This is a genomic window from Pedococcus sp. P2_A3, from assembly GCF_056405035.1.
This window is the reverse complement of record NZ_JBFUCW010000003.1, coordinates 179,998-201,509: the sequence shown is the minus strand read 5'-3', so window position 1 is coordinate 201,509 and position 21,512 is coordinate 179,998. Positions and strand designations below refer to the sequence as shown.

At 71.1% G+C, this 21,512-nt stretch carries 17 protein-coding genes; 14 read left to right on the top strand and 3 right to left on the bottom strand.

Annotated elements, in window-relative coordinates; genetic code table 11:
• The first annotated feature begins 1 nt into the window (after position 1).
• From AC1DX8_RS04285 to AC1DX8_RS04250, 8 genes are all read left to right on the top strand, one after another.
• A complete protein-coding gene (locus AC1DX8_RS04285; protein ID WP_477628669.1) occupies positions 2 to 958 on the top strand; it encodes a carbohydrate ABC transporter permease in 957 nt (318 codons plus the stop codon).
• Positions 959 to 965: 7 nt separating this feature from the next.
• On the top strand, positions 966 to 1,793 hold the full coding sequence (locus AC1DX8_RS04280) for a carbohydrate ABC transporter permease (protein WP_477628668.1): 828 nt from the start codon (positions 966 to 968) through the stop codon (positions 1,791 to 1,793).
• Positions 1,794 to 1,894: 101 nt separating this feature from the next.
• Positions 1,895 to 3,550: a glucoamylase family protein gene (locus AC1DX8_RS04275; protein ID WP_477628667.1), complete on the top strand. Its 1,656-nt coding sequence runs from the start codon at positions 1,895 to 1,897 to the stop codon at positions 3,548 to 3,550.
• A gap of 100 nt (positions 3,551 to 3,650) precedes the next feature.
• Complete coding sequence (locus AC1DX8_RS04270; protein ID WP_477628666.1) at positions 3,651 to 5,501, top strand: glycoside hydrolase family 3 protein; 1,851 nt, start codon at positions 3,651 to 3,653, stop codon at positions 5,499 to 5,501.
• A 25-nt stretch (positions 5,502 to 5,526) separates the two neighbouring features.
• The gene (locus AC1DX8_RS04265) at positions 5,527 to 6,723 is read left to right on the top strand and encodes an ROK family transcriptional regulator (protein WP_477628665.1); all 1,197 of its coding nucleotides are present in this window, start codon (positions 5,527 to 5,529) and stop codon (positions 6,721 to 6,723) included.
• 93 nt (positions 6,724 to 6,816) lie between these two features.
• Entirely contained in the window at positions 6,817 to 7,911 is a 1,095-nt protein-coding gene (locus AC1DX8_RS04260; protein ID WP_477628664.1) for an ABC transporter substrate-binding protein, read from the top strand.
• 150 nt (positions 7,912 to 8,061) lie between these two features.
• Positions 8,062 to 8,919 carry an ATP-binding cassette domain-containing protein gene (locus AC1DX8_RS04255; protein ID WP_477628663.1) on the top strand — a complete coding sequence of 286 codons (858 nt, stop codon included), beginning with the start codon at positions 8,062 to 8,064 and terminating at the stop codon, positions 8,917 to 8,919.
• A complete protein-coding gene (locus AC1DX8_RS04250) occupies positions 8,916 to 10,193 on the top strand; it encodes a sugar ABC transporter permease (protein ID WP_477628662.1) in 1,278 nt (425 codons plus the stop codon). Before AC1DX8_RS04255 ends, AC1DX8_RS04250 begins: the two co-directional genes overlap by 4 nt.
• An 88-nt stretch (positions 10,194 to 10,281) precedes the next feature.
• Here AC1DX8_RS04250 and AC1DX8_RS04245 read toward each other — a convergent pair whose 3' ends face one another.
• The gene (locus AC1DX8_RS04245) at positions 10,282 to 11,325 is read right to left on the bottom strand and encodes an SGNH/GDSL hydrolase family protein (protein WP_477628661.1); all 1,044 of its coding nucleotides are present in this window, start codon (positions 11,323 to 11,325) and stop codon (positions 10,282 to 10,284) included.
• A 269-nt stretch (positions 11,326 to 11,594) separates the two neighbouring features.
• Here AC1DX8_RS04245 and AC1DX8_RS04240 point away from each other — a divergent pair, with 269 nt between their 5' ends.
• From AC1DX8_RS04240 to AC1DX8_RS04230, 3 genes are read left to right on the top strand one after another with little or no spacing between them, the layout of a single operon-like run.
• The gene (locus AC1DX8_RS04240; RefSeq protein WP_477628660.1) at positions 11,595 to 11,891 is read left to right on the top strand and encodes a hypothetical protein; all 297 of its coding nucleotides are present in this window, start codon (positions 11,595 to 11,597) and stop codon (positions 11,889 to 11,891) included.
• A 27-nt stretch (positions 11,892 to 11,918) separates the two neighbouring features.
• Complete coding sequence (locus AC1DX8_RS04235) at positions 11,919 to 13,160, top strand: cupin domain-containing protein (RefSeq protein WP_477628659.1); 1,242 nt, start codon at positions 11,919 to 11,921, stop codon at positions 13,158 to 13,160.
• Positions 13,157 to 14,074: a sucrase ferredoxin gene (locus AC1DX8_RS04230; RefSeq protein ID WP_477628658.1), complete on the top strand. Its 918-nt coding sequence runs from the start codon at positions 13,157 to 13,159 to the stop codon at positions 14,072 to 14,074. Before AC1DX8_RS04235 ends, AC1DX8_RS04230 begins: the two co-directional genes overlap by 4 nt.
• 274 nt (positions 14,075 to 14,348) lie before the next feature.
• On the opposite strand, the gene AC1DX8_RS04225 is transcribed toward AC1DX8_RS04230, so the two are convergent.
• Complete coding sequence (locus tag AC1DX8_RS04225) at positions 14,349 to 15,998, bottom strand: metallophosphoesterase family protein (RefSeq protein WP_477628657.1); 1,650 nt, start codon at positions 15,996 to 15,998, stop codon at positions 14,349 to 14,351.
• A gap of 71 nt (positions 15,999 to 16,069) precedes the next feature.
• Between AC1DX8_RS04225 and AC1DX8_RS04220 the strand changes: the two genes are divergently transcribed.
• Together AC1DX8_RS04220 and AC1DX8_RS04215 are read left to right on the top strand one after the other, a co-directional pair.
• Positions 16,070 to 16,762, top strand: a complete 693-nt coding sequence (locus tag AC1DX8_RS04220; RefSeq protein WP_477628656.1) for an HAD-IA family hydrolase — start codon at positions 16,070 to 16,072, stop codon at positions 16,760 to 16,762.
• A gap of 10 nt (positions 16,763 to 16,772) precedes the next feature.
• Positions 16,773 to 18,428, top strand: a complete 1,656-nt coding sequence (locus tag AC1DX8_RS04215; protein WP_477628655.1) for an FAD-binding dehydrogenase — start codon at positions 16,773 to 16,775, stop codon at positions 18,426 to 18,428.
• A 19-nt stretch (positions 18,429 to 18,447) separates the two neighbouring features.
• Here AC1DX8_RS04215 and AC1DX8_RS04210 read toward each other — a convergent pair whose 3' ends face one another.
• Positions 18,448 to 20,100 carry a DUF885 domain-containing protein gene (locus tag AC1DX8_RS04210; RefSeq protein ID WP_477628654.1) on the bottom strand — a complete coding sequence of 551 codons (1,653 nt, stop codon included), beginning with the start codon at positions 20,098 to 20,100 and terminating at the stop codon, positions 18,448 to 18,450.
• A 100-nt stretch (positions 20,101 to 20,200) separates the two neighbouring features.
• Here AC1DX8_RS04210 and AC1DX8_RS04205 point away from each other — a divergent pair, with 100 nt between their 5' ends.
• On the top strand, positions 20,201 to 21,493 hold the full coding sequence (locus tag AC1DX8_RS04205; protein WP_477628653.1) for an MFS transporter: 1,293 nt from the start codon (positions 20,201 to 20,203) through the stop codon (positions 21,491 to 21,493).
• Positions 21,494 to 21,512 lie beyond the last annotated feature (19 nt).

Sequence of the window (21,512 nt, the reverse complement as noted above, 5' to 3'; positions counted from 1 at the left end):
CATGGCCACCACCACCGAGGTGACCTCCCGTGGGGAGACGGGCGAGACCCGCCCGTCCCCCCGCGGGGGTGGCGCCGCGAGGCGAGCCATCCGGCAGGGGCCGGCAGCATGGCTGCTGGCATTGCCCTTCTGCCTGCTCTTCCTCGTCTTCACCGCGTGGCCGGTGGTCCAGTCGCTCTTCATGAGCCTCACCGACACCAAGTCACGCGACCTGCGCAGCCCGTTCTCGGTCAACATCGTGGGCTTCGACAACTTCGCGAAAGCGTTCTCCGACCCCGTCTTCCGCAAGGCGGCCCTCAACACGGCCTACTTCGTCGTGATCGGGATGCCCCTCACCCTGGGCATCGCGCTCGCAGCAGCGGTGGCGCTGGACCGGGGGATCACCCGGTTCCGGTCGGCGTACCGGCTCGGCTTCTACCTGCCGGTGATCACCTCGATCGTGGCAGTGGCCGTCGTCTGGCGGTTCCTGCTCCAGGACGAGTTCGGGCTCATCAACACCGTGCTCGGCTGGGTGGGGATCACCGGTCCGAACTGGCTCGGCGACCCGCACTGGTCGATGCCCGGGCTGATCCTCATGGCCGCGTGGCGCAACTTCGGCACCGCCATGATCATCTTCCTGGCCGGGCTCCAGGGGGTGCCGTGGGTGCTGCACGAGGCCGCCGCGATCGACGGCGCCGGAGCGTGGCAGCGGTTCCGCCACATCACCCTGCCGATGCTGCGACCGACGCTGCTGTTCGTGTCGGTCACCACCTCGATCGGGTACCTCCAGTTCTTCGAGGAGCCGTTCGTCATGACCAACGGTGGCCCGCTCAACAGCACCATCTCGATGTCCATGTACACCTACAAGCAGTTCGGCTTCGGCAACTACGGCTACGCGGCCTCGATGAGCTACATCATCTTCGTCGTCATCGCGATCGTGGCTGCCATCCAGTTCCGCCTGCTGCGTGACAACACGTGAGGTCCTCATGAGTGGAATGAGCTCCCGGGGCCGGTGGATCCTCTACGCGGTCCTGACCATCCTGCTCGTCGTCGTCATCACCCCCTTCGTGTGGATGATCATGGGCAGCTTCAAGACCCAGGGCGAGCTGCTGCAGAGCCCGCCGACCTGGTGGCCGGAGACGGCCACCCTGGACAACTACACCCAGCTGTTCTCGCGGCTGAACTTCAAGCAGTACTTCTTCAACTCCACGGTCGTGGCCGTCTGTGTCACTGCGGGCAACCTGTTGTTCTGCTCGATGCTCGGCTACGCGCTGGCGATGCTCGACTTCAAGGGCAAGAAGCCCCTCTTCGCCGTCGTCATGGGCACCCTGATGATCCCGGGGGTCGTGACCTTCGTGCCGTTGTTCGTCCTCGTGGCCAACATCGGCCTGATCGACACCCTGCCCGGCCTGATCCTGCCGTTCCTCGCTGCGCCGTTCGGTGTCTTCCTGATGCGGCAGTTCTTCCTCGGCCTCCCGAAGGACCTGCTCGACGCAGGCCGGGTGGACGGCGCGGGTGAGCTGCGCATCTTCCGGCAGATCTTCCTCCCGCTCGCGGGACCTGCGCTGGCGACCCTGGGGATCCTGACCTTCCTCGGCAGCTGGAACAACTTCCTGTGGCCGCTCGTCGTCGCCCAGCAGGAGAAGACCTACACCCTGCCCGTGGCGCTCGCGCTCTACTCCACCGGGCAGAACTCCACCCAGTACGGCCTGCTCCTCGCCGGGGCGACCGTCGTCGTGGTCCCCGTGCTGGCGATCTTCCTGATCTTCCAGCGTCGGGTCATCGAAGGAATCGCCACGACCGGGATCAAGTAGTAGCACTACCGCCGGGCCGCCGGTACCCGGGTCCTCTGCGCCCCAGGCAGCCCGTGCCCTGAGTAACAGCAAGGGAAACCAACCCGATTGGAGCCTCACCCATGGCCACCTCCCAGCTCGTCCTCCCCTCCGCAACGCGGCGCCAGCTGCTCGTCGGCGCGACGGCAGTGGCGGCCACCGGCCTCACCGCCGGGCGCGCCTCGGCCGCCACCCCGTCAGCCGCACCCGCCACGGCAGCCGCCGCCCCGGCATACCTCGCATCGGGCACGACAGCGGCCGCCCAGTCCACCCGCGTGCACGGCTGGGCCGTCGACACGTGGCGCAGCCTCGTGGCCATGACCGACCCGAAGACCGGCCTGCCGGCCGACAACATCACCGAGTCGCTGGGCGCCGCTGACCGGTCCGGCTACACCTCACCCACCAACATCGGTGGCTACCTGTGGTCCACCGTGGTGGCGCGCGAGCTCGGCATCATCTCCAAGGGCGAGTGCACCAAGCGCCTCACCCAGACCCTGAACACCCTGCTGCGCCTGAAGCACCACAACCCGAGCGGCATGTTCTACAACTGGTACGACGAGGCCACCGGTGACGTCATCACCACCTGGCCCACCGACGGCAACCGCGTCTACCCGTTCCTGTCCAGCGTCGACAACGGCTGGCTCGGTGCGGCCCTCAAGGTCGTGATGTCGGCCGACAAGGGCAGCGCGCCCTTGGCGAAGCGCCTGTTCAGCCGGATGCGGTGGGACATGTTCTACGACGCCGACACCACCCATCCCGGCGTGCGCCCGGGTGGGCTCATGCACGGCGGCTTCTACGACGCGCCCCCGCCGCCCGGGTTCTCGGGCTACACGGGAAACCACATCGGCATCGGGCCCGACGTCTGGTACACCAACCACCACTACGACACGACAGTGTCGGAGACGCGCATCACCAGCTACCTGGGGATCCTGACGGGTCAGGTGCCGGCCAAGCACTACTTCGCCATGTGGCGCACCTTCCCGGCGACCTGCGACTGGTCGTGGCCGGAGATGCAGCCGGTGGGGGAGAACCGCACCTACCTCGGCATCGACGTCTACGAGGGGGCGTACACCTACCGCGGCATGCACGTCGTGCCCGGCTGGGGCGGCAGCATGTTCGAGGAGCTCATGCCCGACGTGTTCGTGCCGGAGTCGAGCTGGGCCCCCCGCTCGTGGGGCCTGAACCACCCGCTGCACGTCCGTGCGCAGCGTGAGCACGGGATGGTCGAGGCCGGGTACGGCTACTGGGGCTTCTCACCCTCGAGCAACCCGATGGGTGGCTACCGCGAGTTCGGGGTCGACCAGCTGGGCCTCAACCCGACCGGCTACCTGTCAGACATCGACACCACCGACCCGAGCTTCGCGGGCACGAACTACGACGGCGGTTTCGGCGACTGCCGGGCCGGCACCAACCCCAACCCGACCTACCGCGACGGTGTCGTCACCCCGCACGCCGCGTTCCTCGCGATGATGCACGAGCCCGACCAGGCCTTCACCAACCTCGCCGGGATCCAGGACGAGCTGAAGGCCTACGGCACGGGCGGCTTCTTCGACGCCGTGGCCGTCCGGTCCGGCACCATCGCCCGGCGGTACCTCTCGCTCGACCAGGCGATGGTCATGGGTGCCATCGGAAACGTGCTGTCAGACAACGTGATTCGCCGTGCGTTCAGCACCGCAGAGGTTGAGCGGGCACTGCGGCCGGTCATCGGTATGGAAGAGTTCGGAGCAGGAATCGCCTGAGCCCCCGGTCCCATCGCGTGCCCCGGGCACGCCCCTGATGGCCCGGGGCGCGCGATGCCGGACTGACGCCCGGCCCCCTACAACAGAGTGAAAGGACCCCATGCACCCGGTCAGGAAGACCAGCCCGGAGGGCGTTGAGTACCGCGACCTCAACGGGAACGACCGCATGGACCCGTTCGAGGACCCACGCCTTCCCGTCGAGAAGCGGGTCGAGGACCTGCTGTCACGGCTCTCCCTCGAGGAGAAGGTCGGGCTCATGTTCCACACCGTCATCGAGGCGGGCGCGGACGGCACGGTGAAGGAGGCGCCCGGGGCCATCAGCAAGTCGGGCACGTCCGACGTCGTGCTGCGCAAGCACCTCACCCACTTCAACGTGCACGCCCTCGACGACGCCCGCATGGCCGCGCGGTGGCACAACGCCCTCCAGGCGATCGCCGAGCAGTCGCCGCACGGCATACCCGTCACGATCTCGACCGACCCGAGGCACGCGTTCATCGAGAACGCCGGCACCTCGTTCGCGGCGAAGGCGTTCTCGCAGTGGCCCGAGGCGCTCGGCCTCGCTGCCCTGCGTGACCCCGAGCTGGTCCGGGAGTTCGGTGACATCGCGCGACAGGAGTACTGCGCGGTCGGCATCCGCGCAGCCCTGCACCCCACCCTCGACCTCGCCACCGAACCGAGGTGGGCCCGCCAGTCGGGCACCTTCGGTCAGGACCCAGGCCTCGTCACCGAGCTCGCCGTGGCGTACCTGAAGGGCTTCCAGCAGGACTCGCTCGGCCCGGGCAGCGTCGCCTGCACGAGCAAGCACTTCCCCGGCGGCGGCCCGCAGAAGGACGGCGAGGACGCGCACTTCCCCTATGGCCGCGAGCAGGTCTACCCCGGTGGCCGGTTCGCCGACCACCTGAAGCCCTTCCCGCCGATCATCGCCGCCGGGACCGCGGCGATCATGCCCTACTACGGGATGCCGATCGCGCTGGAGATCGATGGCGAGCAGATCGAGGAGGTCGGTTTCGGCTACAACAAGCAGATCGTCACCGGCCTGCTGCGCGGCACCCTCGGCTACGACGGTGTCGTGGTCACGGACTGGGAGCTGGTCAACGACAACCACGTCGGCGACCAGGTGCTCCCGGCGCGGGCGTGGGGCGTCGAGCACCTCGATCCCGCCGCGCGGATGGAGCTCATCATCGAGGCCGGCTCCGACCAGTTCGGGGGCGAGGAGTGTGTGGAGCTGCTGCTCGACCTCGTCGCCCAGGGTCGCGTGACCGAGGCCCGGATCGACGAGTCGGCCCGTCGGTTGCTCGCCGTGAAGTTCCGCCTCGGACTGTTCGACGACCCCTTCGTCGACGAGGACGCGGCCGCAGAGACCGTGGGGCGCAAGGACTTCCGCGAGGCCGGGTATGCCGCGCAGGCGAGGTCCGTGACCGTCCTCGCCAACGGCTCGCGCGACGGGGCGCCGACGCTCCCGCTGCCGAAGGGCCTTCGGGTCTACGCGGAGAACGTCTCACCCGAGGCCGTCGCGGCCCTGGGGGTGGCCGTGGAGCGACCCGAGGACGCGGAGGTCGCCCTGGTGCGCCTCCCGGCCCCCTTCGAACCCCGGTCCGACCTCTTCCTCGAGTCGTGGTTCCACCAGGGCTCCCTCGACTACCCGCCGGGTCTGGTCGCCCGGCTCGCCCGGATCGCGGCGCAGTGCCCGCTCGTGGTCGACGTCGTCCTGGACCGGCCGGCGGTGGTGACCCCGCTCCTGCCCCTGACCAGCGCGTTGGTGGGCAGCTACGGCACCAACGACGCGGCCCTGGTGGACGCGCTGACCGGGGTGATCCCGCCGGAGGGTCGGCTGCCCTTCGACCTGCCCCGCTCGATGGAACAGGTGCGCCGACACGGCGAGGACGTCCCGGGCTACGACGACCCGCTGTTCGCCTTCGGACACGGTCTGTCGGTCATCCCTACCGTTTGACCGTCGCACCCTTTATGTTTAGGCCGTGAATCCATCACACGCGGCTCCTGGCTCGCAGGCATCCCTGCGTGAAGCCAACCGTCTGCGCGTCCTGGAGGCCCTGCGTGACCAGGGGGCGATGACCCAGGTGGAGATCGCGGGGTTCACGGGCCTCAGTCCCGCCACCGTGTCCAACATGGTCAAGGAGCTGGACACGTCCGGGGCGGTCGAGCTCGAGCCGAGCATCCGGAACGGCCGACGGGCCGTGCTCGTCTCGCTGGCGACCGGCAGCACGCTCATCGCCGGCATCGCCTTCGGCGACCGCGACGTGCGGGTGGCGCTCGGCACGGGCCCACGCGACATCATCGGCCGGCAGCGCATGCCACTGCCCGCGGACCATGCGGCCGACGAGGGCATGGACCGTGCGTCGCGGCTGCTCCTGGACGTCGTGGAGAAGGTCGGCAAGACGATGGCCGACGTGCGTGCCGTCGGGGTCGGCATCCCCGCTCCCGTGGACGCCGTGTCGGGCCAGGTGGGCAGCGAGAGCATCCTCCCCGGGTGGCGCGGAGTGGCGGTCGCCCGCGAGATGGAAGGGCGCATCCAGGCGCCCGTGGCGGTGGACAACACCTCCAACCTCGCAGCGCTCGGTGAGCTGAGATGTGGTGTGCTGCAGGGGGTCCAGCACGCCGTCTACATCAAGCTGTCCTACGGCGTGGGGGCCGGGCTGATCCTCGACGGCGACGTGTTCCGCGGGGCTGCCGGGACGGCCGGCGAGATCGGCCACCTGACCATCGACGAGAACGGCCCGGTGTGCCGGTGCGGCAACCGTGGCTGCCTCGAGACCTACATCGGTGCCCGTGGGCTGCTCGACGCCCTGGCCGCCTCGCACGGGCCGTTGAGCCTGCGCGACGTGATCACCCGGGCCCTCGACGGCGACCCGGGATGCCGACGGGTGCTCGAGGACGCGGGACGCCATCTCGGCGTCGCTGTCGCCGGTCTGGTCAACCTGCTCAACCCCGAGGTGGTGGTGCTCGGGGGGCAGTTGTCGAAGGTCGGCTCGATCATCATCACCCCGATGCGCGCGTCGCTGGAGCGGTGCGCCATCCCGAGCGCCGCAGCGTCGGTGGTGGTGCGGGAGGGACAGCTCGACACCGACGCCGACGTCGTGGGCGCGCTGGTCTGTGCCGCGGCCCTGCTGCCCGCCAACGAGGCCGTTCTGGCCACTGCCGCGTCCATTTCTTGAATTCAACTCTTGACGTCAAGGGTGGGTCAGCGATTAACTCAGGGCACGCCCGCACCATCGTGGTTGTCGGCGCCTGACCAAGGGAGTTCAGCTATGCCCACCCGTTCCATTCGTCTCGCCGGGGCCGCTCTCGTGGCTGGCCTCGGCATCGCGTCGCTCGCCGCGTGTGGCGGCAGCGGCAGCTCCAGCTCAGACGGCAGCAGCTCGTCGTCCGGGGGCGGCGGCGGCGCCAAGAAGATCGCGCTCCTGCTGCCCGAGTCCAAGACCACCCGCTACGAGACCTTCGACCGCCCGCTGTTCGAGGCCGCGGTCAAGAAGGACTGCGCAGCCTGCACGATCATCTACAGCAACGCCGACCAGGACCCTGCCAAGCAGCAACAGCAGGCCGAGGCGGCGCTGACCCAGGGTGCCAACGTGCTCGTCCTCGACCCGGTCGACGGCAAGGCTGCCGCCGGGGTCGTGGCCAGTGCCAAGAGCCAGGGCGTCCCCGTCGTCGCCTACGACCGGTTCATCGCCGGTGCCGACTACTACGTGTCGTTCGACAACGAGACGGTCGGCAAGATCCAGGCGCAGACCCTGGTCGACACGATCAAGGCCGGGGGCAAGACCTCGGGTGACATCGTCATGATCAACGGCTCGCCGACCGACCCCAACGCCGCCAGCTTCAAGAAGGGCGCGCACAGCGTGCTCGACACCAGCGGGTTCAAGATCGCCGCCGAGTACGACACCCCGGACTGGAGCCCCGACAAGGCGCAGGCCTGGATGGAGGGCCAGATCTCGGCCGTCAAGGGCAGCCTCGTCGGTGTCTACGCGGCGAACGACGGCACCGGCGGTGGCGCGATCGCCGCGCTCAAGGCCGGCGGAGTCAAGCCGCTCCCGCCCGTCACGGGTCAGGACTCCGAGCTCGCCGCGATCCAGCGGATCCTCGCCGGTGACCAGGCCATGACGATCTACAAGCCGGTGCCGCCGGAGGCCGAGGCCGCTGCCAAGGCCGCCATCGCGCTGGCCAACAAGCAGAAGCCTGCGTCGACCACCGACACGCAGGGTGTGCCCTCGACCATCCTCGACCCGATCGCGGTCACCAAGGACAAGGTCAAGGACACGATCATCAAGGACAACGTCTACAAGGTCGCCGACCTCTGCACCGGTGCCTTCGCCGCAGCCTGCACCGCGGCCGGCATCAGCTGACGACAGGCCAGCGGGTGGGAACAGCGCCTCGGCGCCGTTCCCACCCGCTGGCGTACGCGGCAGACTGCTGGGCGGGAGCTCTTCGTCCACATCACCGCCCCCGGCAGGCTCGCCCCGCACCCGGCTCCACCGAACCACCGAAGGACTGACATGACAGCGACCCTCTCGCCCCCGACGACCGCGGTCCTCGCACTGACCGGCGTCTCCAAGCGCTTCGGGGCAGTGCAGGCACTCAAGGACATCGACTTCGACGTCCACTCGGGCGAGGTCGTCGCCCTCGTCGGTGACAACGGCGCCGGCAAGTCGACGCTCGTCAAGACGATCGCCGGGGTCTACACCCCCGACGAAGGGCAGATGACGTTCGACGGCAAGGCCGCCAGCGTGGCCAGCCCGGCCGAGGCCCAGCACCTCGGCATCGCGACGGTCTTCCAGGACCTCGCGCTCTGCGACAACCTCGACGTCGTCGCCAACCTCTTCCTCGGTCGTGAGCTCTACCGCGGCCGGGCGCTCGACGAGGTGACGATGGAGCAGGAGTCGTGGCGGCTGCTGCGCCAGCTCAGCGCCAAGATCCCGTCGGTGCGCATCCCCGTCGCCAGCCTCTCCGGTGGCCAGCGACAGACCGTGGCCATCGCCCGATCACTGCTCGGCGCCCCCAAGGTCGTCATGCTCGATGAGCCGACCGCAGCCCTGGGCGTCGCCCAGACGGCGGAAGTGCTCAACCTCGTGGAGCGGCTGCGCGAGAACGGCCTCGGCGTCATCCTCATCAGCCACAACATGTCGGACGTGATGGCCGTGGCCGACCGCGTGAGCGTGCTTCGCCTCGGACGCAACAACGGCACGTTCAACGTCGCCCAGACCACGAGCCAGGAGATCATCGCCGCGATCACCGGCGCGACGACGAACGCCGTCTCGCAACGGGCGGCCCGTCGTGCGGTGCCCGCCGAGCAGGACGCCGCGTCCGCCGATCCCACTGCCACATCCACTGCCACCTCGGAGGAGCAGTCATGAGCACCCCCATGCCCACCCCCGAGGCGCAGTCGGTCGACACGACCGCGGCCCTCCCCGCCGACCTCCAGGACGAGCGCCTGATCGCGTCGCAGGGGGTGGGTGGGTTCCTGCGCGCGTTCCTGTCACGGCTGCGCAGTGGTGACCTCGGCTCGCTGCCCGTCGTCGTCGGCCTGGTCGTCATCTGGGGCGTGTTCGCCCTGCGCAACGACGCGTTCCTGTCGAGCCGCAACCTCGTCAACCTCACCCAGCAGAGCGTGCCCACCGGCATCATCGCCCTCGGCATCGTCCTGGTGCTCCTGCTCGGCGAGATCGACCTCTCGGTCGGGTCGATCAGCGGCCTGTCGGCCGCCATCCTCGCCGTCGGGTTCGTCGGTCACGGGTGGGCGCTCCCCCTCGCGATCCTCGCCTCCCTCGTCGCGGGTGCCGTCATCGGAGGCCTGTACGGGCTGCTCTACACACGGTTCGGCGTGCCGAGCTTCGTCATCACCCTGGCGGGACTGCTGGGCTTCCTCGGCCTGCAGCTCAAGGTGCTCGGCAAGGAGGGGTCGATCAACATCCCGTTCGACTCCGCGATCGTGCAGTTCTCCGCCCTGAAGTTCCTGCCCGACGCGGTCGCCTACGCCGTCGTCGTGGTCGCCGTGCTGATCTACGCCGCGCTCCGCCTGCGCGCCAACCAGCGCCGGGCCACGGCTGGACTGTCCACGACGCCGGTCGTGACGGTGGCGGTGCGCTCCGTCGCGCTCCTGCTCCTGCTGGGGATCCCGGTCTACGTCCTCAACCGCGACCGCGGCGTCTCCTACATGTTCGTGCTCTTCCTGGCGCTCGTCGTCATCTTCGACTTCGTCATCCGGCGCACGTCGTGGGGCCGTTCGGTGCTCGCGATCGGCGGCAACGTCGAGGCCGCCCGGCGGGCCGGCATCAACGTGAAGCGCATCTACGTCACGGTCTTCGTCTTCTGCTCGACCCTGGCCGCCCTCGGTGGCCTGCTCGCGGCCGGTCGCCTCGCGGCGGCCAACCAGAGCAGCGGCGGCGGTGACGTCAACCTCAACGCCATCGCGGCAGCCGTCATCGGCGGCACCTCGCTCTTCGGCGGACGCGGCTCGGCCTACTCGGCCCTGCTCGGCATCCTGGTCATCCAGTCGATCTCGAACGGCCTGAGCCTGGTCAACCTCGGCTCGCCCGAGCGCTACATGATCACCGGTGGCGTCCTGCTGCTCGCGGTCATCGTCGACTCGCTGAGCCGTCGCAGCCGCGCCGCCCACGGTCGCGCCTAACTGTCGCCAGCACCCACGGAGGGGTATGCCGGGTGGTCACCACCCGGCATACCCCTGCCCTTTGTCCCTCGACCCGAAGGAGTTGGGCTCAGCGGGCGGCGAGCGCGGCGGCCTGGCGCTGCGACCACGCGCGGTCGGCAGCGTCGATGCTCGCCCGCGAGCGCAGGTCGACGCCGGCCCGCTCGGCGGCTGCCCTGGCCTCGGCCGTCGTTAGGTCCGGCGCGCGGAACTGCTCGGGGCTGATCAGGGCGTCGGCGGCGGCGTACCGACGCTGCTGGGCTGCGAGGCGGTCGGCCGAGAGCCCGGCCTGACGCAGCGTCGCGCTGCTGACCTTGAACGCGCTGCCGGTGAGCGGGGTGCTGACGAGGGGCGCGTAGCCGTCACGGTGTCCCGCGACGTTGGGGTGGTAGCTCTCGCTGACCGGGTTGGACAGCCCGTTCAGCCACTCGACGTCGTCACAGACCGCATGCCCGGTGAACCGGCTGGTCGGGTTGACGAAGGTGAACCCCTTGGCCGCGGCCTGGGCGGACGTCTTGCTGTTGAGCAGGTCGGCGGTCTGGTTGAGCCGGGTCTCCTCGGCCGGTGAGAACCAGGTGAACGCGTTGCAGTCCTCGCCCTGGAAGATGCGGGGGTAGCCCACGACAACGACCTTGGCGTTCGGGGCCTTCGCCTTGATCGAGGCGTAGAGCGTCGACAGTCGCGACGGGAGGGTGTTGGTGATGATGCTCTGCGCGCCGTCGATCGCACCGTTGCAGTCGCTCATCCAGCCGGGCTGCGCGCACTCGGTCAGCACGTCGGCGAAGCCGGCATCGTTGCCCCCCACCGAGATCGACACCTGGGTCGTCGCGGTCGTGAGGGCGCTGAGCTGGGTGTTGGTGACGTCAGCGACCCGGGCGCCGGAGCAGGCGCGGAAGTTGAGCGTCAGCCCCTTGTTCGCGGCGATGAGTGACGGGTAGGCGTACACCGAGCGCTGGCACGAAGTGCCGTCGTTGAGGTAGGTCCGGGTGCCGGTGCCCGAGGAGTACGAGTCGCCCAGTGCGACATACGAGTTCGCGGCCTGGGCGGGTTCTGCTGACACAGTGAGGGCGGCTGCGGCACCGAGTGCCGCGAGCGCGCCGAACGTGCGGGTCATCGCCATTGATTTCTCCCTGCGTTCCAGTGGATCGGTGATCGCACCGTAGGGCTGGCCCCACGGGTGCGGCGTGGTTCGCCCGAACCCTTGCCAAGTCCTTACCTCGGGTGGGGACGACCGCGAACCGGGTCGACCGAGCTGGGGGCTCCGGCGCCGCGGGCTTCTGACCTGCGCAAACGCGGGGTTCTGAGTGGCGGCTGGGGGCTGGGTGGCATAGGAAGGGTGCAGCGGCGCGACACGGCGTCGCCTGACGACAGGGAGATCCAGCCATGACCGAAACCCCCCTGAACGAAGCACGCGACGACGAGGGCGGCATCGGGCCGTCCGACGGCGGCGCGGCGGGTATGCCGGGCAGCGCTGACGACGGCGGTGCCGACGGTGGCGCTGACGGTGGCGCTGACGGTGGTGCGGGCGAGGGCCCGGCTGACGGTGGCGCGGACGCCGGTGGTCACGACGGCGGAGCGGATGGCGGCGCTGACGGTGGTGCGGGCGAGGGCCCGGCTGACGGTGGCGCGGACGCCGGTGGTCACGACGGCGGAGCCGACGGCGGCGCTGACGGCGTCTGACCGCCGAGCACCACGACCGGTGAGCCGGTGACCACCACGTCATCGCACCGGGTGCCCGCCACGAGTGGTGGGCACCCGGTCCTGTCGCGCCTGCTGGCCGTGCCGACGACCGAGTTCGCCGACCGTTACTGGTCGCGTGCCCCTCTGCTCAGCCGGGCGGCAGACCTGCCCGGGCTCTTCGCCGACCTGTTCTCCGCCGAGGCTGTCGACGAGCTGGTGTCGGGACGCGGGCTGCGCACTCCGTTCCTGCGGATGGCCAAGGAAGGCACCACCCTCGACGACCGCAGCTTCACGAGGGGAGGCGGGATCGGCGCCGCCATCGCCGACCAGGCCAGCGACGACGCGGTCCTGCAGCACTTCTCCGACGGCGCGACGCTGGTGCTGCAGGGGCTGCACCGCACGTGGCGGCCCATGGTCGACTTCTCCCAGTCGCTGGCTGCGGAGCTCGGTCACCCCGTGCAGGTGAATGCCTACGTCACGCCGCCGGAGAACACCGGATTCAGTGACCACTACGACGTGCACGACGTGTTCGTCCTGCAGATCGCCGGCGAGAAGCGGTGGCGGATCCGCCCACCGGTGCACGCGCTGCCGCTGCGCGACGAACCCTGGACCATGCACCGGGCCGCCGTCGAGGAGGCGGCGCTCGCGGCACCGCTGATCGAGGAGACCTTCGCGCCGGGTGACTGCCTCTACCTGCCGCGGGGCTACCTGCACTCGGCGACGGCGCTGGGCGGCACGAGCATCCACCTCACCATCGGGGTGCACTCCTGGACCCGTCGCCATGTCGCTGACGAGCTCGTGCGCGCGGCCGTCGCACGGGCGAGTCGCTCCACCCAGCTGCGCGCGGCCCTCCCGGTCGGGACGGACCTGGTCGGTGAAGGACCGGGACCCGCCGACGTGGAGGCGGTGCGGTCGGCCCTCCTCGAGGCGCTGGCACAGGTGGACGTCAGCGACCTCGCGACCGGCTTGGCCGGTGCTGCGAGGGCTGCCCAGCGCCCCGCCCCGATCGCACCCCTGGCTCAGGCCGAGGCCGCCAACGCGCTCACCGTGAGCTCCCGGGTGGCCCTGCGGCCGCATGTCGCCGCCACCCTGGTGCCCGCCGCCGGGGGCCGCACCGTGGTGCGCAGCAGGGTCGGCACGCAGACGGTCGAGCGGTCCGACCTCGCGGCGGTCGAGCGGCTGCTGGAGTCGGGCGCGGCCAGCGCCGCCGAGCTCGGCCTCGAGCTCACCCGCGCGCTGCTGCGCGCCGGCGTCGTCGTCCCTGCATGACCGCGCCGCTGTGCTCGACGTCTGCGCGCGGTCGCGGTGACCCGATGCTGGGCACCGCCGCCCCCGCGACGCGGTGGCTGCTCGTCGAGCACCCCGGCGGCTGGGCACCTGCGGCCCTCGACAGCCCCGGCATCGACAACCCCGGCATCGACAGCCCGGTCGCAGACCTGCTGCACCGGACCGCCCTGGAGGTCGGGGGCCGGGTCGTGCTCATCCGCCGACCCGGCAGGCCCGCGGTCCCCGGGCGGCCGGAGCAGCGGCGCTGGACCGTCGTCGACCTCGACGGCCGGCAGCAGTGGGGCACCTGGCGGCGGTCCGACGACCTGCTGGCCGCCGGTGCGGTGCTGCGCCACGGCCCGGCTGACGTGGCCGAGGGGCCCGTGCCCGAGCCGTTGCTCCTGGTCTGCACCCATGGCCGGCACGACGTCTGCTGCGCCGTCAGGGGCCGCCCGGTCGCGCAGGCACTGGCGGCTCGCTGGCCCCAGCAGACCTGGGAGTGCACGCACATCGGTGGCGACCGGTTCGCCGCCAACCTGCTCGTCGTCCCGGACGGCACCGTCTATGGCGGCCTCGACGCGGCCACCGCCGTCGAGGTCGTCGAGGGCCACCTCTCCGGAAGGGTGGATGTCCAGCACCTGCGCGGCTTCTCCGCCCACCGCCCGCCCGTCCAGGCCGCCCTCGCCGCGGTGCTGCGCGCCCACGGCCCGGCCGCTGCCGACCAGGTGAGCCCGGGTGCGGTGGTGACCGAGGCCGGGGTCTGGCACGTCGAGGTCCTGGGCCGCGGGGCGGTGCCGGCCCGGTCGGCGGTGACGGTCCGCCGCACCACCCAGCCTCCCGCCCGGCTGACCTGTCGGGCCGAGGGCGACGCCGCGGCATACGTCTGGACGGCGGTGGTCACCGACCCGGTGGGCTGAGAGGAACCGGCCCATCGCCCGAGACCGCGGGGCCCGGGTCCAGGTCGCGCGGGAAGTCGGCCAACTGCCCGAGACCCCGGGCCCCCGGGCCCAGGTCGCGCGGGAAGTCGGCCAACTGCCCGAGACCGCGGGCCCCCCGGGCCCAGGTCGCGCGGGAAGTCGGCCAACTGCCCGGGATCACCAACTGCCCGGCAGCGCAGTGCGTCCCCGGCGGTGCTGGCCAGGTCGTCAGCGGTGACCAGGCGCGACGCCACCACGAGGGGGAACGCGGCCGTCAACGTGGCGGGGCGCTGACGCGTTCCCTGGTCTGCTCGACGTCGGGCCCGCAGGTGCGAGCCGGTGCGGCGGTGTCGGGTGCTCCCGCCTCGGCGGCGGGTGCGGCCGCGGCCGGTGCGGTGTCCTCGATCCGAGAGCCGTTGATGAGCGTCACGTCGTCGTAGGCGGGACGGCCCTCGATGACGTTGCGGAACTGGTAACGCGTCAGGGAGGCCAGCCGGCAGTCGGTGCCGAACGTGGCGATGTCGAAGGCCGACGGCTGGCCGGTGAGCTCGCCGAGGTCGCCCTTGGCCACCTTCGTGGTGCCGGTCTCGCCGCTGGCGATGAAGTGGCTGAACGGGCCGCCGCCGGTGAAGGTGCCCACGCCGATCCGCGACCCCTGGAGCTGGCTGGCGTGCAGGTGACCGTTGACCCGGATCCCGGCGCGCTGCACGTCCTCAGCCGCGGCTGGTTCGTGGGAGACGACGAGGTCCGGCACCGGTTGGTCCGCCATCGCGGCGTTGTAGCGCGCGGCGGCCGGMTTCTGCTTGGCGGCGTTGCCCGTGTTGCTGTCGCCGAACCATCGGGGGTCGTTGAAGCCGGCGATGCGCAGGCCGTGGATGCCCTCGACGACATACGTCCGGTCGTCCGGCTCGAGCAGCACCACGTTGCGGACGGCGGCCAGCCGGTCGAGCAGCTCGCGGTCGACGTCAGACCGCCCGTCGTGGTTGCCCTTGACGAACAGGTAGGGCACCCCGAGCGAGGCGATGCCCTGGAAGAGCCCGGCGGCGTCGGCCTCGGTGGCACTCCCGAAGTTGACGAGGTCACCGGAGTCGATGACGGCGTCGATGCGCTCCTGCTGGACGATCGTCTTCATCAGCGCGTACTGGTTGGCCCCGTGGATGTCTGACACCAGCAGCACCCGGGCGGCCACCGGCTGGTCGAGGGCCTGGGGCGCGTACTTGTCCTGCAGCGCCGCCGACAGGGCGAGCAGGTTCTTGAGGTAGGGCGTCACCTGCTCGGCGCGGGTCTCGACCCCCTCCAACAGGTCGGCGTTGCGCTGCACTGTGCCGAGGATCCCCGTCGTCGTGAAGCTGTCCAGGCGTTCTGGTTGGTAGCTCAGCCCGATCACCCCGAACGTGGCCACGCACGAGGCGACCCAGGCCGAGGCGACCAGCGCCGTCCAGCGCAGCCGTGGTCGGCGGCGGCGCCACGCGGCATACCCGCCGAGGCCGAGGAGGGCGACGACGAGGGCGCCGACGGCGAACCGCCAGGCCAGGGCGATGACCCCGCCCCGCGCCGCCCGCTCGAGCTCGAGCGGGCCCGGTTGGAGGGACTGCACGGAGATGTTGGGGCGGGCCAGCAGGTCAGTGATGCGTTCCTTGACGTGCACCTGGGCCACGACGCCGGGCGCCGGGACCGGTCCGGCGAAGTCGAGCCGGATGTCACCGAAGATCGTGGGGCTCTGGATCTTGGAGATGTCCTGGGGGTTCAGCGAGAGCCGCAGTTCCGCGCCATAGTTGAGCGTGTCGGCCGTGCTCGGGAAGAGCGTCGTCGCGGCCACGCCACCGGTGTTGCAGGCGACGAACAACACCGCCAGCACGCCGATCCGCCGCAGCCACCGGGACGCACGCCTCCCGCGGCGTGGGCTCTCCGGGGGCGTGCTCACCGGTCCACCGTATCCGCCAGCCGTCCCGGTCCGGCGCGGAACGCCCCCCGGTCACCTCCTAGGCTGCTGGTATGCCGCGCAGCCTGGGAACGCTCGAAGGCCGCACGTTCGCGGCGGTGCTCTTCGACATGGACGGCACGCTGATCGACTCGATCCCCGTCGTCATCCGGTCGTGGCTCCGGTGGGCCCAGGAGGAGGGCGTCGACCCCCACGACCTGGCTGGCTTCCACGGGGTCCCCGCACGCGGCGTCGTCGCGGCACTGCTGCCGCCCGATCGGGTGGACGCCGCGGTCGAGCGCATCGAGGCGATCGAGACCGCTGACACCGAGGGGATCACCATCCTGCCCGGCACCCTCGACGCCCTCGCCACCCTGACCGGTGACCATGACCAGGGCCAGGACCTCTGCGCGATCGCGACCTCCTGCAGCCGACCCCTGGCCGACGCGCGGCTGCTCGCCACCGGACTGCCCACCCCACGGGTGGTCGTCACCGCGAGCGATGTGCGGCAAGGAAAGCCGCACCCCGACCCGTTCCTGCTCGCCGCATCCCTGGTCGGGGTCGACCCCGCCGACTGCCTCGTGGTCGAGGACGCACCGAGTGGGCTGGAGGCCGCGCGCGCCGCGGGCTGCGCGACGCTCGCGGTGACGACGACGACCCAGCCCGCTGACCTCGTCGCCGACGCCGTGGTGCATACCCTCGCGGACGTGCGGTTCACGGTCGTGGACGGTCGCGTTTCCGTGGCGCCGGTGGTTACCGGCCCGTAGGTTGGGGCCCATGGACGCTGACGTCATCGTGGTCGGGGCCGGGCTGTCCGGACTCGTCGCCGCCGCCGAGCTCGCCGATGCCGGCCGTCGGGTCGTCGTGGTCGACCAGGAGAGCGCCGCAAACCTCGGTGGGCAGGCCCACTGGTCGTTCGGCGGGCTGTTCCTCGTCGACAGCCCCGAGCAGCGACGGATGGGCATCAAGGACGACGTCGACCTCRCCTGGCAGGACTGGCAGGGGTCGGCAGGGTTCGACCGGCTCGACGACCAGGACAAGTGGGGCTCGCAGTGGGCTCGCGCCTACGTCGACTTCGCCGCGGGGGAGAAGCGGGCGTGGTTGCACGACCAGGGGATGCGGTTCTTCCCGGTGGTCGGCTGGGCCGAGCGGGGTGACGGGTCGGCGTCCGGGCACGGCAACTCCGTGCCGCGGTTCCACATCGTCTGGGGCACTGGCCCGGGGGTGCTGGCGCCGTTCCTGCGCCGGGTGGATGACCACGTCCGGGCCGGGCGGGTGGAGCTCCGGCACCGCCACCAGGTGGACGAGCTGGTCACCAGCGACGGCGCCGTCACCGGGGTGCGGGGGACCCTCCTGGCCGACGACGCCGCCTCTCGGGGCAGGCCCACCAACCGTGCCGCCGTGGGTGACTTCGAGCTGACCGCCCAGGCCGTCGTCGTCACCAGCGGCGGCATCGGCGCCAACCACGACCTCGTGCGGGCCAACTGGCCCGAGCGACTCGGCACGGCTCCCGAGCACATGCTGACCGGGGTGCCGGCGCACGTCGACGGCCGGATGCTCGCGATCACCGAGGCGGCCGGTGGCCGGCTGGTCAACCGCGACCGGATGTGGCACTACGTCGAGGGCATCGAGAACTGGGACCCGATCTGGCCGTCCCACGCGATCCGCATCCTGCCCGGGCCGAGCTCGCTGTGGTTCGACGGCAACGGCGACCGGCTGCCGGCGCCGCTGTTCCCGGGGTTCGACACGCTCGGCACGCTGGCCCACCTGCGGCGGACCGGGCACGACCACAGCTGGTTCGTGCTGACGAAGAAGATCATCGGCAAGGAGTTCGCGCTCTCCGGGTCGGAGCAGAACCCCGACCTCACCGGGAAGTCGGTCAAGGACGTGCTCGGCCGCGCCCGCGCCGACATGCCCGCTCCCGTGCGCGCCTTCCTGGAGAAGGGCGCGGACTTCGTCTCGGCCGACACCCTGCGCGAGCTCGTCGACAAGATGAACGCCCTCACGCCCGACGCTCCCCTGGACTTCGCCCACGTCGAGCGCCAGGTGGTCGAGCGGGACCGTCAGATCGCCAACGACTTCAGCAAGGACGCCCAGGTCACCGCGGTGCGAGGCGCGCGAAACTACCGGGGCGACAAGCTGATCCGCACCGCGAGCCCGCACCGCATCCTCGACCCGAAGGCCGGACCCCTCATCGCGGTGCGCCTCAACATCCTCACCCGCAAGACCCTCGGCGGCCTCGAGACCGACCTCTCGTCGCGCGTCCTGTCCGCGTCGGGTGAGCCGGTGCCCGGCCTGTATGCCGCGGGTGAGGTCGCCGGGTTCGGCGGCGGTGGGCTGCACGGGTACCGCGCCCTCGAAGGCACCTTCCTCGGTGGCTGCATCTTCTCCGGGCGCACCGCCGGGCGGGCGGCCGCGGCCGCCACCGCCTGACGCGGAGAGGGGCCCGACCTCAGGGGAGGCGGGCCCGGACGATCGTGTCGAGCACCCCGAGCGGCACGCTGCCACCGTCGAGCACGGCGTCGTGGAAGGCCTTGATGTCGAAGGCGTCACCCTGGCGCTCCTGCGCCTCGCGCCGGATGCGCAGGATCTCGAGCCGACCGACCATGTAGCCGCACGCCTGGCCGGGCAGCACGGCATACCGGTTGACCTCGCTGGTCACGTTGGCGGTGGACATCGGCGAGTTGGCCACCATGTAGTCGATCGCCTGCTGACGGCTCCAGCCCAGCGCGTGCAGTCCGGTGTCGACGACGAGGCGGCAGGCGCGCACCGAGTCCATGGTCAGCATGCCGAGCCGGGTCAGCGGCGTGGAGTACAGACCCATCTCGTCGGCGAGACGCTCGGTGTAGAGGCCCCATCCCTCGGCATAGGCGTTGAAGACGGTGTGACGCCGCAGGGCCGGCAGGTCGGTGAGCTCGGCGGCGATGGCCAGCTGGAGGTGGTGGCCGGGGATGCCCTCGTGGTAGCTGAGCGCCTCGATCTCGACGCGGCCCCAGGCCGAGGGGTCTGAGGTGTTGACGTAGAAGACGCCGCCACGCGAGCCGTCGTCCGAGGGCGGGTAGTAGAAGCCGAGCGCGCCCTGGGTGGTGGTCTTGATCGCGCAGTCGGCGGCCGGGAGCCGGTTGAACCATGCGGGCATCTCGGCCCGGGCTCGGGCGAACGCGGTCTCACACTCGGCAAGGATCTCGGCAGCGTCGTGGTGGCGCAGCGCAGGGTCGGTGCGCAGCCGCTGGTAGACCTCCGGCACGTCGGAGGTGCCGAGGACCTCCCCTCCGAGCGCCGAGTACTCCTCCTCGAGCGAGGCGATCTGGCGCAGGCCCAGGTCGTGGATCTCCTGGGCGGTGAGGGTCGTGGTGGTGTTGGCGGCCAGGGCGCGCGCGTAGGTCTCCTCGCCATCAGGAAGCCAGACCAGACCGCACTTCTCGTCGGGACGCGTGTGGTGCGCCACCTCCTCGACGAGGACGTCGCGGTACTCCTGCAGGCCCGGTCGGACCGCGTGCTCGATGGCCTCGGTGAGCCGGGCCCGCCACGCGTCGACGTCCACGTCGGCGGGGAGGTCGGCCGTGTGCAACAGCGGGTCCTCCGACAGCGGCGTGGCCAACCACGCGTCGAGCTGGGGCACGGTGTCCCGCACGGCGAAGTCGGCCGGCGTGCGCCCGGAGGCGATGCCTTCGCGGTGCCGCTGGGCGGCGTCGCGCAGGTACTGGCCCATGTCGTGGAACTTGCTCACCATGGCCTCGGCGACCTCGGCGTTCGGGATGGCGAGGTTCGAGACGGTCAGGGGCAGGTCGACCTGGGGCCCGAACACCGGGTTGACCGCGAACTCGGCAGTGCGGCCCTCCGCGGTGTCGGCCGCACTGGTGGCCTGGAAGGCGACGACGTCACGGGTGGCGCGGTCCTCCAGGCTCAGGTCCTCGTCGGGGATCGCTGCTGCCCGGGCGGCGAACTCGCGCGAGGTGGTGATGAGGTCGTCCTCGGCAGCCCTGCTGGCGTCGTCGAACCGGTCGGCAAACCGGTAGTCACCGATCATGTGCGCCCAGCTCGGGCTCGTCCTCATCCAGTGGTCGTGGTAGTCGTCAGCCAGCTGTCGCACGTCGTTCGTCATGTCCCAGAACGTACCGGCCGCCTCGGACGGTCGCCCGTGCTTTCCCGTCCGGGCCACCCGGGTCGACGTGACGGTGACTCCACCCGGCAGACTCGGCGGGGTGAGCGGTGACACGGGCGGGGGCGATGCTGCCGTGCAGCGCACCCGGCTGCGCGACGACGCCGACTTCCGGCGCTACTGGGTCGCGCGGATGTCCAGTCTGTTCGGGTCGCTGGTCACGGCCGTGGCCATGCCGGTGCTCGTCTACCGGCTGAGCGGGTCGACCACCCTCACGGCCCTGACGACGACCCTGGAGGCCCTGCCGTACCTGCTCTTCGGCCTCTTCTCCGGGGCGGTCGGCGACCGGTTCGACCGCAAGCGGGTGATGGTGCTGGCCGACCTCGCGAACGTGCTGGTGGTGGGGTCGGTCCCGGTTGCCTGGTGGCTGGGAGGGCTGACCGTGCCGCACGTGCTGGTGGCCGGCTTCGTCGCCCAGTCGCTCTTCACCTTCTTCGACGGTGCCAACTTCGGGGCACTGCCCGTGCTCGTGGGTCGCGACCGGGTGGGCGACGCCAACTCCGCGGTGTGGGGGTTCGCCGGCATCCTCGACCTGACCGTCCCGGCCGCCGTCGGGCTGGCGCTCGCGGTGGTGCACCCCGCTGACCTGCTGGCTGTCGACGCGCTGACCTTCCTCGTCTCGGGTCTGGTGGTTCGGTCCATCTCCCGGGCCCTGTCGGTGGCCCGGGAGCGATCCGCCGCGCGAGGATTCGCCTCAGTGCGCGCCGACATCCGAGAGGGGGTCCGGTTCCTGTGGCGGCACCAGGGGGTGCGCTCCAACTCGCTGATCGGTGCGCTCCAGTCGGTCGCGGGCGCCGGGTTCATGGCGCTCGCCGTCCCGTGGTGCGACCGGGTGCTCCGGATCGGCACGTCCGGCTGGCGGTTCGGCCTCGTCTTCAGTGCCTGGGGCGTCGGCGGCATCCTCGCGGCCTGGCTGACCCCTCGTCTCCTGCGTCGGTTCACCGCGGCCAGCCTGACGCTCGGCTGGATCCCGGTCTCGGCCGCCTTCGGTCTGCTCGTCGCCGTGTCCACCCACTGGCTGCTCGCGGTGCTCTTCATGATCGGGTGGGGAGTGGCCTATCAGCTGGTGATCATCAACTCCCTCAACTACCGGCAGCAGGTCACCCCCGAATACCTGCTCAGCCGCGTCAACACCGCTGGCCGGATGCTCTCGTGGGGACTCGGCTGGACGGTCGGCGCACTCCTCGCCGGCGCGCTCGCCGACCAGGTGGGCGTCCGTCCCGCCATGCTCACGGTCGTGGGCGTCGGACTCGCCGCCGCGGCATACGCCTGGCTCTCTCCGTTGCGCCGGATCGGGCTGGTCGACGCGGCGGCCCGCGGCGGCACGCCGGCCTGAGCGACCGGCACCGATGGCC

Coding starts and splice junctions, on each gene's coding strand:
- AC1DX8_RS04245 (WP_477628661.1), bottom strand. CDS start 11,325: ATGACCCGCACGTTCGGCGCGCTCGCGGCACTCGGTGCCGCAGCCGCC.
- AC1DX8_RS04230 (WP_477628658.1), top strand. CDS start 13,157: ATGACCGCGCCGCTGTGCTCGACGTCTGCGCGCGGTCGCGGTGACCCG.
- AC1DX8_RS04260 (WP_477628664.1), top strand. CDS start 6,817: ATGCCCACCCGTTCCATTCGTCTCGCCGGGGCCGCTCTCGTGGCTGGC.
- AC1DX8_RS04270 (WP_477628666.1), top strand. CDS start 3,651: ATGCACCCGGTCAGGAAGACCAGCCCGGAGGGCGTTGAGTACCGCGAC.
- AC1DX8_RS04285 (WP_477628669.1), top strand. CDS start 2: ATGGCCACCACCACCGAGGTGACCTCCCGTGGGGAGACGGGCGAGACC.
- AC1DX8_RS04250 (WP_477628662.1), top strand. CDS start 8,916: ATGAGCACCCCCATGCCCACCCCCGAGGCGCAGTCGGTCGACACGACC.
- AC1DX8_RS04255 (WP_477628663.1), top strand. CDS start 8,062: ATGACAGCGACCCTCTCGCCCCCGACGACCGCGGTCCTCGCACTGACC.
- AC1DX8_RS04240 (WP_477628660.1), top strand. CDS start 11,595: ATGACCGAAACCCCCCTGAACGAAGCACGCGACGACGAGGGCGGCATC.
- AC1DX8_RS04275 (WP_477628667.1), top strand. CDS start 1,895: ATGGCCACCTCCCAGCTCGTCCTCCCCTCCGCAACGCGGCGCCAGCTG.
- AC1DX8_RS04280 (WP_477628668.1), top strand. CDS start 966: ATGAGTGGAATGAGCTCCCGGGGCCGGTGGATCCTCTACGCGGTCCTG.
- AC1DX8_RS04210 (WP_477628654.1), bottom strand. CDS start 20,100: ATGACGAACGACGTGCGACAGCTGGCTGACGACTACCACGACCACTGG.
- AC1DX8_RS04220 (WP_477628656.1), top strand. CDS start 16,070: ATGCCGCGCAGCCTGGGAACGCTCGAAGGCCGCACGTTCGCGGCGGTG.